Origin of the sequence: Stenotrophomonas bentonitica, assembly GCF_013185915.1 — a bacterium.
Taxonomy (GTDB): Bacteria; Pseudomonadota; Gammaproteobacteria; order Xanthomonadales; family Xanthomonadaceae; genus Stenotrophomonas; species Stenotrophomonas bentonitica.
On the sequence record NZ_JAAZUH010000002.1, the window covers coordinates 879,274 to 891,956 of the forward strand.

Sequence of the window (12,683 nt, forward strand, 5' to 3'; positions counted from 1 at the left end):
ATTCCGCCGATGTCCCGACTCCAGTTCCAGCTCCAGACCACCGACGGGCGTGCCCGCCGCGGCCGCCTGACCTTCCCGCGCGGGACGGTGGAAACCCCGGCATTCATGCCGGTGGGCACCTATGGCTCGGTCAAGGGCATCCTGCCGGAGCAGATCCGCGCGCTGGGCGCCGAGATCATCCTGGGCAACACCTTCCACCTGTACCTGCGCCCGGGCCTGGACGTGATCGCCGACCACGGCGGGCTGCATGGCTTCGCGCGCTGGAACGGGCCGATCCTGACCGATTCCGGCGGTTTCCAGGTGTTTTCGCTGGCCCATCGCCGCAAGATCACCGAGCAGGGCGTGACCTTCGCCTCCCCGACCGACGGCGCCCGGGTGTTCCTGGGCCCGGAAGAGAGCATGAAGATCCAGAAGGTGCTCGATTCGGACGTTGTGATGATCTTCGACGAGTGCACCCCGTACCCGGCCACCGAGCCGGTGGCGCGCACCTCGATGGAGCTCAGCCTGCGCTGGGCCCAGCGCAGCCGCAACGCGCACGACGAACTGGGCAACGACGCGGCGCTGTTCGGCATCGTCCAGGGCGGGGTCCACCACGACCTGCGCACCCGTTCGGCCGAGGGCCTGCAGCAGATCGGTTTCGACGGCTACGCCATCGGTGGCCTGGCGGTGGGCGAGCCGGAGCACGAGCGCAACGCCATGCTCGACCACATGCATCCGATCCTGCCGGCGGACCGTCCGCGTTACCTGATGGGCGTGGGCCGGCCGGAAGACCTGGTCGAAGGGGTCGCCCGTGGCGTGGACATGTTCGACTGCGTGATGCCGACCCGCAACGCCCGCAACGGCCACTATTTCACCTCCACCGGCACGGTGCGGATCCGCAATGCCCGCTATGAACGGGACATGGACACCATCGAGCCGGGCTGCGGCTGCCATGCCTGCACCAGCGGCTACACCCGGTCCTACCTGCGCCACCTGGACCGCTGCAACGAGATGCTGGCACCGATGCTGGGCACCATGCACAACCTCTTCTATTACGAGAAGCTGATGGCCGACATGCGCGCGGCGATCGCGGCGGGAACCTTCGGGGCCTTCCGCGAGTCCTTCTATGCGGCCCGGGGCATGGCCACGCCGCCGCTGTAACCCGCCCGGGGCCGTGGCATACTTCGCGGCTGACCCCTGTTTCGCGGCGACACCCGACCCCATGTGGGGAAGGGCGCCTCCCAACCCAAGGACACACCATGAACCTGATCGCCTTCCTGATTCCCGCCGCCCACGCCCAAGCCGCCGGTGGCCAGCCGCAGGGCATGGGCCTGACCACGCTGCTGTTCCCGATCATCCTGATCGCGATCATGTACTTCCTGATGATCCGCCCGCAGATGAAGCGCCAGAAGGAACACAAGGCGATGCTGGAGAAGATCAAGATCGGCGACGAAGTCCTGACCAACGGCGGCATCGCCGGCACCGTCAAGGGCATCGGCGACAACTTCGTCACCATCGAAGTGGCCGACAACGTCAACATCCGCGTGCAGAAGGGCGCCGTGGGCAACGTGCTGCCGACCGGCACGCTGAAGTCGGCCAACTGAGTCACCTCCTTTCCGAAGCACAACCGCGGCGCCGGGAATGGCGCCGCGCAGGAACCTGGCAATGCTTGAATTTCCACGCTGGAAATACGTCGTCATCCTGATCGTACTGGCGCTCAGCGCGCTGTACGCTCTGCCCAACATCTATCAGAAGGACCCCGCCGTCCAGATCACCGCCAACCGTGGCGGGCAGGTCGACGAGGCCCTTCGCGAGCGCGTGCTGGCCGACCTGAAGGCGGCCGGGATCGCCAACATCGGCGTGGACAAGGAAGGCGAGAGCCTGATCGTGCGCCTGCCGGACCTGCAGACGCAGGCTGCGGCCAGCGCCCGGCTGCGCGACAGCGTGGGTGAGAACTACACGGTGGCGCTGAACCTGGCCTCGACCGTGCCGGACTGGCTGCAGCGCCTGGGCGGTCGCCCGATGGTGCTGGGCCTGGACCTGCAGGGTGGCGTGCACTTCGTGCTGCAGGTGGACCAGAAGGCGGCCATCGACAAGCGCATGGACGCCTACGCCGAAGACGTGCGCGGCACGCTGCGCGAGTCGCGCGTTCCGTTCCAGTCGGTCGAGCGCCGCCCGGACAACTCCATCGTCGCCACGCTGAGCCCGTCCACCGATGACGCGGCCGTGGACCGCGCCCGCGTGGCGCTGGCCAAGGCGCAGCCGACCCTGGGCTACGACGTGGTAGGCAAGCGCATCACCGTGACCGTGCCGGAAACCGAGCTGAGCCAGATCACCAACGGCGCGATCGAGCAGAACATCAACACCCTGCGCAACCGCGTCAACCAGCTGGGCGTGGCCGAGCCGATCATCCAGCGCCAGGGCGCCGACCGCGTGGTCGTGCAGCTGCCGGGCGTGCAGGACACCGCCGAAGCCAAGCGCATGATCGGTGCGACCGCCACCCTGGAGTACCGTGCGGTGGTCGACGGCAACGCGCAGGACGCCATCGATACCGGCCGCATCCCGCCGGAAGCCAAGGTCTACACGCGCCGTGACACGGGTGCCCCGATCCTGCTGAACAAGCGCGTGATCGTCACCGGCGACCAGATGGTCGCGGCCCAGGCGGTCAACGACGCCACCACCGGCACCCCGTCGGTCAGCGTGACGCTCAACAGCGTCGGCGGCCAGCGCATGTTCGATTTCACCAGCGCCAATGTCGGCAAGCCGATGGCGGTGGTGTACACCGAGCGCGTGCCGACCGTGACCATGGTCGACGGCAAGGAAGTGCGCAGCTTCCGGGTCAACGAGGAAGTGATCTCGGTGGCCAACATCAACGGCGTGTTCGGCAAGAACTTCCAGACCACCGGTCTGGAGAAGAAGGAATCCGAAGAACTGGCCAAGCTGCTGAAGTCCGGCTCGCTGGCCGCGCCGATGGACTTCGTGGAAGAGCGCGTGGTCGGCCCCAGCCTGGGTGCCGAGAACGTCGAGCGCGGCATCACCGCGGTGATCTACGCCTTCATGTTCACCCTGGTGTTCTTCACCGTGTACTACCGCATGTTCGGCCTGATCACCTCGGCGGCGATGCTGTTCAACCTGCTGATCGTGGTTGCGGTGATGTCGCTGTTCGGCGCCACCATGACCCTGCCGGGCTTCGCCGGCCTGGCGTTGTCGGTGGGCCTGTCGGTCGACGCCAACGTGCTGATCAACGAGCGTATCCGTGAAGAGCTGCGTGCCGGCGTGCCGGGCAAGACCGCGATCGTCACCGGTTATGAGCGCGCCAGCGGCACCATCCTGGACGCCAACCTGACCGGCCTGATCGTGGGCGTGGCCCTGTTCGCGTTCGGTACCGGTCCGCTGAAGGGCTTCGCCCTGACCATGATCATCGGTATTTTCGCCTCGATGTTCACTGCGATCACCGTGTCGCGCGCCCTGGCGACGCTGATCTACGGTCGTCGCAAGAAGCTCCAGAACGTGGCCATCTGACGGGACGACTCGCACAATGAAACTGTTTCCGCTGCACATCCTCCCGAACGACACCACGATCGACTTCATGCGGTGGCGCCATGTCGCCATGGCGGTCACCATCGCGGTGTTCCTGGCCTCGGTTGCCATCATCGGCATCAAGGGCTTCACCTTCGCACTGGACTTCACCGGCGGCACCCTGATCGAAGCGCGCTTCGATCGCCAGGTGGACGTGGAAGAAGTCCGCTCGCGCCTGGAAGCCAACGGCTTCGAAGGCACCCAGGTGCAGAGCTTCGGTGGCAACACCGACGTTCTGATCCGCCTGGCCCCGCACGGCGAACATGCCCCCGGCACCGGCGCAGCCAGTGCCGAGGACAAGGCCACCGGTGCGGCGGTGCTCAAGGCGATCACCACCAGCGAGAACCCGGCCACGATCCTGCGCAATGAGTTCGTGGGCCCGCAGATCGGCAAGGACCTGGCCATGAACGGCCTGTACGCGACGATCTTCATGCTGGCCGGCTTCCTGATCTACATCGGCTTCCGCTTCGAATGGAAGTTCGCGGTCACCGCGAGCATCGTGGCGCTGTTCGACCTGCTGGTGACGCTGGCCTACGTGTCGCTGATGGGCCGCGAGTTCGACCTGAACGTGCTGGCCGGCCTGCTGTCGGTGATGGGCTTTGCGATCAACGACATCATCGTGGTGTTCGACCGCGTCCGCGAAAACTTCCGCAGCCTGCGCGTGGAACCGCTGGAAGTGCTGAACCGCTCGATCAACCAGACGCTGTCGCGTACGGTGATCACTGCGGTGATGTTCTTCCTGTCGGCGCTGGCGCTGTACATGTACGGCGGCGCGTCGATGGAAGGCCTGGCCGAAACCCACATGGTGGGTGCGGTGATCGTGGTGCTTTCTTCGATCCTGGTCGCGGTGCCGATGCTGACGATCGGCTTCCTGCGCGTGAGCAAGCAGGACCTGCTGCCGAAGGCCAAGGACGTCGAAGCCCTCGCCCGACGCCCGTAAGATGCAGGTCCGGCCGCTGGCCGGACTCCGGTAAGACGAAAAAGCCGCGCACTGCGCGGCTTTTTCGTTGCCACCGTACCGGGGCGTCGGTTGTGCTGTCTGCCCGTGCGCACTACGATTTCGGGGTTGCGTGCGGCCGTTCCCGTGGCCGCACCGTTCCTGACGAGGTTTCCATGGTCATCAAACCGCGTGTGCGCGGCTTCATCTGCGTCACCACCCATCCGGTCGGCTGCGACGCAGCCGTCAAGCAGCAGATCGATTACATCAAGGCGCAGCCGAAGATCCAGAACGGTCCCAAGCGCGTGCTGGTGCTGGGTGCGTCCACCGGTTATGGCCTGGCTGCGCGCATCACCGCCGCGTTCGGCAGCGGCGCGGCGACGCTGGGCGTGTTCTTCGAGCGTCCGGGTACCGAAACCAAGCCGGGCACGGCGGGCTGGTACAACTCGGCGGCCTTCCAGAAGTACGCCAAGGATGCCGGCCTGTACGCCCGCAGCGTGAACGGCGATGCGTTCTCGGACGAGGTGAAGGCCAAGGTCATCGAGCTGATCCGGCAGGACCTGGGCCAGGTCGACCAGGTGGTGTACAGCCTGGCCGCGCCGCGCCGCAAGCACCCGAAGACCGGTGAGGTGATCAGCTCGACGCTGAAGCCGATCGGCGCGCCGATCACCCTGCGCGGCCTGGACACCGACAAGGAAGTGATCACCGAAACCACGATCGAGCCGGCCACTCCGGAAGAGGTCGCCGGGACGGTGGCTGTGATGGGCGGCGAAGACTGGCAGATGTGGATCGACGCGCTGCTGGAGGCCGGTGTGCTGGCCGAAGGCGCGACCACGACGGCCTTCACCTACGTGGGCGAGGAAATCACCCAGGCGATCTACTGGAACGGTTCGATCGGTGCGGCGAAGAAGGACCTGGACCAGAAGGTGCAGGGCATCCGCGCCAAGCTCGCGCCGCTGGGCGGCGACGCGCGCGTGTCGGTGCTGAAGGCGGTGGTCACGCAGGCCAGCTCGGCGATTCCGACCATGCCGCTGTACCTGTCGCTGCTGTTCAAGGTGATGAAGGAACGCGGTACGCACGAAGGCTGCATCGAGCAGCTGGATACGCTGTACGACATCGTCTACGGCGGCAAGGACAGCGGCACCGCCGTGGAGCGCCTGCGCCACCAGTTGCTGGCTGACGGCCGCACGGTGGAGCTGGTCGACGAAGCCGGCCGCCTGCGTGCGGACTACAAGGAAATGGCGCCGGACGTGCAGGCCGAAGTCGTCGCGCTGTGGCCGCAGGTGACCAACGAGAACCTCTACGAGATCAGCGACCTGGCTGGCTACAAGGCCGACTTCCTGCGTCTGTTCGGCTTCGGCGTGGAAGGCGTGGATTACGAAGCGGATGTGGCGACGGATGTGGCGATTCCGGATATCGTAGACCTGACCTGATTCGAACCTGAGTTCGAAAACGAGATGCTGCCCTTGTGGCGGCATTTTCGTTTCTGAAGCCAAGAGCAGCGTCTCAGTTCATACGTGCAGGGGCGGCCGCCGGGCAGCCCCGCTCCGAGACACGCCGTGAACCCGTCCATGGGGGCTGCTAGAAAACATCCATGTTTTCTAGCGTCTCTCCGGGGGCTACCCGGCGGCCGCCCCCAAACATGGTCGTGTGCGGTTGGAAACGGCGGACACGCGTGGCGTGTCACTACGCGGATGGTCCGTCGGCGTAGTGGGGTTTCCCGTGGCCACCTGCCAACTATCGGAGGGTCGGCGGGGGTGGGTTTGAGGGGGCACGAGCCGCATGGATGCGGCGATGAGCTTACATGGACGTACTTGCAGCGTCCCCCACAAACCCGCACCCGACGGCCCTGACCAGGGGAACCGCGCAGGCGGCGGCTGTTCGCACGAATCCAACAGCAGCCGGGCAGGGCCCGGCTCTACCGGCGCTCTCCAACCACCAATCGCATCAACCGAAATCGAAGTTCATCACCGGGCCGGCCGGGCCGACGAATTCGCCCTGCACGTAATCGACGCCAGCACTGAACAGCATGCTCATCGAGTTCGCGTCCGCGATGAACTCGGCGATGGTGCGGATGTTGGCTTCCTGCGCGCGCGTGGTGATCTCGCTGATCTTGTCCGCGTTCTCCCGCGTGCGGGCAAAATCGCTGGTGAAGTCGCGGTCGAGCTTCAGGAACTGTGGCTGGAAGTGCGCCAGCAGCTGGAACGAATCCAGCCCCGAACCGAACTGCTCCAACCCGATCCGGCAGCCCAGCGGCGCCACGTCCGCCAGGAACTGCTGCGCGTTGCGCAGGTGCGTGAATACCTTCGCTTCCGGCGCGTGCAGCCACAGGCGTTCGCCCGGCACCCCGTGTGCCTCCAGCTCGCGACGGATCGTCGCCACCATCTGCGGGTCGTTGAACGACTCCGGCGTGATCTTCACCATCATGTGCGTCGCATGGCCCGCACGCGCCCGCTGGCCCAGCACGCTGATCGCATGCCCCACCACCCAGCGGTTGATGTCCGCCAGCAGCCCGTGTTCCTCCGCAATGCCCAGGAAGGCCGCCGGGCTCACCAGCTCCCCGTTGTTGTCCAGGCGCAGGTACGCCTCGTACAGCTCCAGCGGCTCACCGCCCAGGTTCAGCACCGGCTGGTAGTGCAGCTGGAAACCATCACCGGCCAATGCCTCGTTGATCCGCGCCACCCAACGCTGGATGCGCTCTTCCTCCACCCGGTCCACCGCCGCCGGGTCGAAGATCCGGCTCGTGTTGCCCAGTTCCGACGCCGCCTGCTGGCATTCTGTCGCACGCGCCAGCACCTGCCCGACGCTCGCGATCTTCTCGCCCACCTGCACGCCGCCAATGCTTACCGTCACCGTCGCCGAACGCTCGCCGATGCTGAACACCTGCGCCGCGAAGGCCTCCCGGATCCGGTCCGCCAGCGCCTCGGTGTCCGCGAACGCGCCCTCGGTCAGCACCGCCAGGCTGTGCTCGCCGTAGCGCGCCAGCTGCGCACTGTCGCCCACCGTGTCCGCCAGCACCTTCGCCAGCGCCGCGATCAGCGCATCCGCCGAATCCAGCCCGATGTCCGGCAACAGCCGCGCGTAATGATCCGGCTCAACCAGCAGCAGCCCGAACCGGCCCTCGCTGCGACCGGCCTGCGCCACCGCATTTTCCACGTGCAGCATGAAGGTCTGCCGGTTGAGCAGCCCCGTCACCTGGTCGCGCTGGCGCAGGTCCTCCACCTCGCGCGCCAGTTCCGGGTCGAACTCCATGCGGCGGCGGAACACCACCTGCAGGCAGCTCTCGCCTTCATAGGTCGCCGGCGTGAATTCCATCGTCGCGGCAAACACCGCGCCGTCCTGGTTGCGCGCATCCACCTGGTACTGCGGCGGCGGTGGCTCGCCCTTGCTGAGCGACTTGAGCAGCTGCTTGAAGCCTTCCACGTGCTGCGGCGCGACCATGTCCAGCAGCGAAATGCCTTCCACGTCGTCGAACGCCTCGTACCCGAACATCTCCAGGTAGGCCTCGTTGGCGCGGATGTGCATGCCCTCGTGGACGTACGCGATGGGGTCGCGCGAGGACGCGATCAACGCATCGCAGCGGCGCTCGGTCTCGCGCATCTGCGCCTCGATCCGGCGCAGCCCGCGGCGTGCATGCAGGTCGGTCCACTCGTTGCGGACCACCGCCAGCAGGTGTTCCGGACGGTTGCGCAGGGCCACCGCGCGGATGCCGTTGGCACTGGCCTCCACCCATTCCGACTCGTTGATGCTCTCGGCCAGCAGGATCATCGGGATGTCCTTGCCGCTGGCCGCGATCTGCTGGGTCACCTGCAGCAGCGGAATGCTCTGCGCCGGCGCCGCCAGCACCAGGTCGATCGGCTGGCTGCCGATGATCTGCGCCAGCTCCTCGGCGTTCTGCGGGCGCGCCGGGCGCACCGCGATGCCGCTGTTGCGCAGCAGGCTGACGATGGTTTCGGCGTTCTCGCCGCTGTCATCCACGATCAGCAGGCGGACGGTGATGTCATTCGCGTTCTGCATTCACTACTCCCCAGACTGCAAACTTGATACACGATGCGTGCCGCTTCGTCCATGCCGGCGGCGGGCGCCGGTCACGGAATGCGTGCGCGCCTATACGACCTGGCCAGCGGCGTGGCCGCTGGCCCAGGCCCACTGGAAGTTGTAGCCGCCCAGCCAGCCGGTCACGTCCAGCACCTCACCCACGAAATGCAGGCCCGGAACCAGCTGCGACTCGAACGTACTGGACGACACCCTGCGCGTGTCCACGCCCCCCAGCGTGACCTCCGCGGTACGGTAGCCCTCGGTGCCACTGGCGACCAGCGGGAAGTCCTGCAGCAGGGCCGCCGCCTGGCGCAGCTCGCGCTCGTCGATCTGGCGCACCGGCCGGTCCGGCAGCCAGTGCTCGCACAGGCGCAGCGCCAGCCGGCGCGGCAGCACCTCCGACAGCACCGTGCGCAGCTCGGCCGCGCCGCGCTCGCGCTTCATCGTGCGCAGCCACTCCTCGGCGTCCTGGCCGGGCAGCAGGTCCAGGCGCAGGTCGTCGCCCGGCTGCCAGAACGAGGAGATCTGCAGGATCGCCGGTCCGCTGATGCCGCGATGGGTGATCAGCAGCGAATTGCGGAACTCGACGTCGTTGCAGCGCGCTGCCACCGGCAGCGCGACCCCGCTGAGGTCCTGGAAGCGTTCCTGGTGCTTGCCGCTCAGGGTCAGCGGGACCAGCCCGGCCCGGGTCGGCAGCACCTCGTGGCCGAACTGGCGGGCCAGCTCATAGCCGAATCCCGTGGCGCCCAGGCTGGGAATGGACAGCCCGCCGGTGGCGACCACCAGCGAGGCCGCATGGAAGCGCCCCTGCGTGGTCTGCACATGGAAGCCGTCGCTGCTGCGCTCGACCTTCTCCACCGTGCAGTCGGTGCGGACCTGCGCGCCGGCCGCCGTGCACTCGTCCATCAGCATGCGCACGATCTGCTTGGACGAAATGTCGCAGAACAGCTGGCCCAGTTCCTTCTCGTGGTACGCGATGCCGTGCCGCTCCACCATCTCGATGAAGTTCCACGGCGTATAGCGCGCCAGCGCCGACTTGCAGAAATGCGGGTTGGCCGACAGGAAGTTGGCGGGGGTGGTGCCGGTATTGGTGAAATTGCAGCGGCCGCCGCCGGACATCAGGATCTTCTTGCCGACCTTGTTGGCGTGGTCGATCACCTGCACCATGCGCCCGCGCCGGCCGGCGGTGAGCGCGCACATCAGGCCGGCAGCGCCGGCGCCGATCACCAGGACATCGCAGCGGGTGGTGCTCATGCCGCGTTGCTCATGCCTGCGGAGCGGGCTTGCGCCAGGTGGGAATGACGCTCAGCTCGGCCTTGTCGGACATCAGCTGGACCTCGCCGTCCTGGATGATCACCGTCCAGCGCATGCTGCGCTCGATCTGCGCACCCCACTGCTCGACGAACTCGCCGGGCAGGTCCAGCACTTCCAGGGTCTTCAGCTTGTTCAGCGCCGAGGCATTGCGCTCCCACCAGATATCGGCCGCGCGACCGCCGTAGGTGATCAGCTGCACCGCGCCGGCGCGGCCGGCGGCCTTGCGCAGGCGCGACTCGTCCGGCTGGCCCAGGTCGATCCAGCGCTCGATGGCGCCGGTGTAGTCCTGCTTCCACAGGTCCGGTTCGTCGTCCACGCTCAGCCCGCGGCCGAACTCCAGCCGGTCCTCCGCGTTCAGCGCGAACGCCAGCAGGCGAACCATCAACCGGTCATCGGTCTCGGAAGGGTGCTGGGCCAGGGTCAGGTTATGGCTGGCGTAGTAGCCGCGATCCATGTCGCTGATCTGCAGTTCGGCCTTGCGGATGGTGGCGGTGAGGGCCATGGGGGTACCGTGAACAAAGAGCGCCATGATAATGGGTGGGCCATGACTGCGCCCGATTCCATTCATACGACCGAACGTCCCAGCCGCCTGCAGCTGCCGCCCGGTGACTGGCGGTGCCTGCTGGACGGGCTGTGCGAACGCTTTCCGCGCATCGACCGGGCCCAGTGGCAGGACCGTTTCGCGCGGGGCAGGGTCCGTGACGCGCAGGGCAGGGCGCTCTCGCCCGACCAGCCCTGGCAGGTCGGGCTGGAGATCCAGTACTTCCGCGAGGTAAGCGACGAGCCGGTGATTCCCTTCGAAGAGGCGATCCTGCACGTCGACGCGCACCTGCTGGTGGCCGACAAGCCGCACTTCCTGCCGGTCACCCCGGCCGGCGGCTACGTCCGCGAGACCCTGCTGGCGCGGCTGGTGGCGCGAACCGGCAACGCGGCGCTGGCGCCGCTGCACCGGCTGGACCGGCTGACCGCCGGTCTGGTGCTGTTCTCCACCAGCGCTGAGACGCGCGATGCCTACCAGCGGCTGTTTCGTGAGCGGCGCATTGAGAAGACCTATGAGGCCCTGGCGCCGGCCCTGCCCGGAGTGGGTTTTCCGCTGGAGCGGCGCAGCAGGCTGGTGCCCGGAGAACCTTTCTTCCGCATGGCGGAGGCCCCGGGCGAGCCAAATGCGCTGACCCGGATCGAGGTGATCGACGCCGATGGCCCGATATGGCGCTACCGGCTGCACCCGGAGACGGGCCGCAAGCACCAACTGAGGGTCCACATGGCTGCACTCGGCGCGCCGATCCGGGGTGACGACCTGTATCCGGAGCTGGGGGAGGCGTGTGGCGTGGACGGGCACCCGCTGCAGCTGCTGGCGCGGGCGCTGGCGTTTGACGATCCGCTGACGGGGGAGCCAAGACGCTTCTCGAGCGAATTGACCCTGTAGAGCTACGCGGGCGTGGCTCTACCCCTCTTATCGGCGCCCCGTCTACCCATCCTTAATCAACATGCGGCCCCCGTTTGGCTGAAATTAAGCCTGGAAATACATGAATGGGGAGCGCCTTTTCGTGTAGGATTCGCCCATCCCTTGTCCTGTCAGGCGGGACCGGGGAGATGGCTGAATAAATCAGCTATCGCTTTTTCGGTAAAAGGCGCGTATCGTCCCCCACACTGTGTTTGCTAGGGTCACCGTGAATCGTGGCCTGGTGCAGTTGATCTCACGATCCGCTCATCGATCCGCTTTACCAACGCCTGCAACTCAGTCTCGGCTCCGGAACTCCGGCGGCCGCGATTATTTCAACTTATGTTTCAGGAGTTAGTAACATGTCTGATCGTCAGAACGGTACCGTCAAGTGGTTCAACGATGCCAAGGGCTTCGGCTTCATCACCCCGGAAAGCGGCCCGGACCTCTTCGTCCACTTCCGCGCCATCCAGGGCACCGGCTTCAAGTCGCTGCAGGAAGGCCAGAAGGTCACCTTCGTCGCCGTGCAGGGCCAGAAGGGCATGCAGGCTGACCAGGTGCAGGCGGCTTAATTGCCCCTGCAACCGTAAGGTTGCCAGGAACGCCGGAAGCGAAAGCTTCCGGCGTTTTTTATTGCGCGGTGCAGACGCGCCGACGGGTAGCATGACGGTTTGCCTTCGCGGACCTGTCGATGATCAAGGTGCACCATCTGGACCACTCGCGTTCGCAGCGCGTGCTGTGGATGCTTGAAGAACTGAACCTGCCGTACCAGCTGGTCAACTACCAGCGCGATGAGAAAACCTGGCTGGCGCCGCAGGCCCTGCGCGACATCCACCCGCTCGGCAAATCACCGGTGCTGCAGGACGACGCGCTGGTCCTGGCCGAGTCCGGGGCGATCCTGGACTACCTGGCCGACCGCTATGACAGCGGCCGCCAGTTGTCGCCGGAACTGCTGCCCGCACAGGCGCCCGAGCGCGTGCGCTACCGCTACTGGATGCATTACGCCGAAGGCTCGGCGATGCCGCCGCTGTTGATGAGCCTGGTGTTCGCGCGGGTGCGCAAGGCGCCGATGCCGTTCTTCGCCAGGCCCATTGCGCGTGGCATTGCCGACAAGGTGATGAAGACCTTCGTGGGCCCGCAGCTGAAGCTCCACCTGGACTGGATGGAGCGCGAACTGACGGCCGCGCCGTGGTTCGCCGGCGAGCGCTTCACTGCCGCCGACATCCAGATGAGCTTCCCGATCCAGGCCGCGGCGTCGCGCGCGGGCAGCATGGAGGCGTACCCGAAGCTGAAGGGCTTCCTGCAGCGCATCGAACAGCGGCCGGCGTATCAGCGGGCGGTGGAGCGGGGCGGCCCGTTAAACCTGGGCGCCGGCGCGGCCTGAGCTTGTGGGGG

Annotated in this window: 11 protein-coding genes; 8 read left to right on the forward strand and 3 right to left on the reverse strand. The window is 66.7% G+C overall.

Annotated features, from left to right (window positions below; translation table 11 throughout):
• Positions 1 to 9: 9 nt before the first annotated feature.
• The 5 genes from tgt to fabV all read left to right on the forward strand — a co-directional run bounded on the left by tgt (position 10) and on the right by fabV (position 5,928).
• Positions 10 to 1,140 carry a tRNA guanosine(34) transglycosylase Tgt gene (tgt, locus tag HGB51_RS15335; protein WP_070206533.1) on the forward strand — a complete coding sequence of 377 codons (1,131 nt, stop codon included), beginning with the start codon at positions 10 to 12 and terminating at the stop codon, positions 1,138 to 1,140.
• A 98-nt stretch (positions 1,141 to 1,238) separates the two neighbouring features.
• A complete protein-coding gene (yajC, locus tag HGB51_RS15340; protein WP_070206534.1) occupies positions 1,239 to 1,583 on the forward strand; it encodes a preprotein translocase subunit YajC in 345 nt (114 codons plus the stop codon).
• A 61-nt stretch (positions 1,584 to 1,644) separates the two neighbouring features.
• On the forward strand, positions 1,645 to 3,501 hold the full coding sequence (gene secD / locus HGB51_RS15345) for a protein translocase subunit SecD (RefSeq protein WP_070206544.1): 1,857 nt from the start codon (positions 1,645 to 1,647) through the stop codon (positions 3,499 to 3,501).
• A 16-nt stretch (positions 3,502 to 3,517) separates the two neighbouring features.
• Complete coding sequence (secF, locus tag HGB51_RS15350; protein ID WP_070206535.1) at positions 3,518 to 4,498, forward strand: protein translocase subunit SecF; 981 nt, start codon at positions 3,518 to 3,520, stop codon at positions 4,496 to 4,498.
• Between the two features lie 173 nt (positions 4,499 to 4,671).
• Positions 4,672 to 5,928: an enoyl-ACP reductase FabV gene (gene fabV / locus HGB51_RS15355; protein ID WP_070206536.1), complete on the forward strand. Its 1,257-nt coding sequence runs from the start codon at positions 4,672 to 4,674 to the stop codon at positions 5,926 to 5,928.
• 514 nt (positions 5,929 to 6,442) lie between these two features.
• On the opposite strand, the gene HGB51_RS15360 is transcribed toward fabV, so the two are convergent.
• The 3 genes from HGB51_RS15360 to HGB51_RS15370 all read right to left on the reverse strand — a co-directional run bounded on the left by HGB51_RS15360 (position 6,443) and on the right by HGB51_RS15370 (position 10,349).
• Positions 6,443 to 8,512 (reverse strand): GGDEF/EAL domain-containing response regulator, encoded by a 2,070-nt coding sequence (locus HGB51_RS15360; RefSeq protein ID WP_070209581.1) that lies wholly within the window; start codon positions 8,510 to 8,512, stop codon positions 6,443 to 6,445.
• A 90-nt stretch (positions 8,513 to 8,602) separates the two neighbouring features.
• The gene (locus tag HGB51_RS15365) at positions 8,603 to 9,787 is read right to left on the reverse strand and encodes a BaiN/RdsA family NAD(P)/FAD-dependent oxidoreductase (RefSeq protein WP_070209580.1); all 1,185 of its coding nucleotides are present in this window, start codon (positions 9,785 to 9,787) and stop codon (positions 8,603 to 8,605) included.
• Between the two features lie 10 nt (positions 9,788 to 9,797).
• A complete protein-coding gene (locus HGB51_RS15370; protein ID WP_070209579.1) occupies positions 9,798 to 10,349 on the reverse strand; it encodes a YaeQ family protein in 552 nt (183 codons plus the stop codon).
• Positions 10,350 to 10,391: 42 nt separating this feature from the next.
• Between HGB51_RS15370 and HGB51_RS15375 the strand changes: the two genes are divergently transcribed.
• The 3 genes from HGB51_RS15375 (at position 10,392) to HGB51_RS15385 (ending at position 12,672) form a co-directional block, all read left to right on the forward strand.
• Positions 10,392 to 11,273 carry a pseudouridine synthase gene (locus HGB51_RS15375; RefSeq protein WP_070209578.1) on the forward strand — a complete coding sequence of 294 codons (882 nt, stop codon included), beginning with the start codon at positions 10,392 to 10,394 and terminating at the stop codon, positions 11,271 to 11,273.
• Positions 11,274 to 11,650: 377 nt separating this feature from the next.
• Positions 11,651 to 11,860, forward strand: coding sequence for a cold-shock protein (locus tag HGB51_RS15380; RefSeq protein WP_070209577.1), 210 nt, complete (start codon positions 11,651 to 11,653; stop codon positions 11,858 to 11,860).
• Between the two features lie 119 nt (positions 11,861 to 11,979).
• Positions 11,980 to 12,672: a glutathione S-transferase family protein gene (locus HGB51_RS15385; protein ID WP_171966876.1), complete on the forward strand. Its 693-nt coding sequence runs from the start codon at positions 11,980 to 11,982 to the stop codon at positions 12,670 to 12,672.
• Positions 12,673 to 12,683: the final 11 nt, after the last annotated feature.

What these genes read in the sequence shown, in the direction of transcription:
- HGB51_RS15385 (WP_171966876.1), top strand. Translation starts at nt 11,980, where the DNA reads ATGATCAAGGTGCACCATCTGGACCACTCGCGTTCGCAGCGCGTGCTG.
- HGB51_RS15375 (WP_070209578.1), top strand. Translation starts at nt 10,392, where the DNA reads ATGACTGCGCCCGATTCCATTCATACGACCGAACGTCCCAGCCGCCTG.
- tgt (WP_070206533.1), top strand. Translation starts at nt 10, where the DNA reads ATGTCCCGACTCCAGTTCCAGCTCCAGACCACCGACGGGCGTGCCCGC.
- HGB51_RS15370 (WP_070209579.1), bottom strand. Translation starts at nt 10,349, where the DNA reads ATGGCCCTCACCGCCACCATCCGCAAGGCCGAACTGCAGATCAGCGAC.
- HGB51_RS15360 (WP_070209581.1), bottom strand. Translation starts at nt 8,512, where the DNA reads ATGCAGAACGCGAATGACATCACCGTCCGCCTGCTGATCGTGGATGAC.
- secD (WP_070206544.1), top strand. Translation starts at nt 1,645, where the DNA reads ATGCTTGAATTTCCACGCTGGAAATACGTCGTCATCCTGATCGTACTG.
- yajC (WP_070206534.1), top strand. Translation starts at nt 1,239, where the DNA reads ATGAACCTGATCGCCTTCCTGATTCCCGCCGCCCACGCCCAAGCCGCC.
- secF (WP_070206535.1), top strand. Translation starts at nt 3,518, where the DNA reads ATGAAACTGTTTCCGCTGCACATCCTCCCGAACGACACCACGATCGAC.
- HGB51_RS15365 (WP_070209580.1), bottom strand. Translation starts at nt 9,787, where the DNA reads ATGAGCACCACCCGCTGCGATGTCCTGGTGATCGGCGCCGGCGCTGCC.
- fabV (WP_070206536.1), top strand. Translation starts at nt 4,672, where the DNA reads ATGGTCATCAAACCGCGTGTGCGCGGCTTCATCTGCGTCACCACCCAT.
- HGB51_RS15380 (WP_070209577.1), top strand. Translation starts at nt 11,651, where the DNA reads ATGTCTGATCGTCAGAACGGTACCGTCAAGTGGTTCAACGATGCCAAG.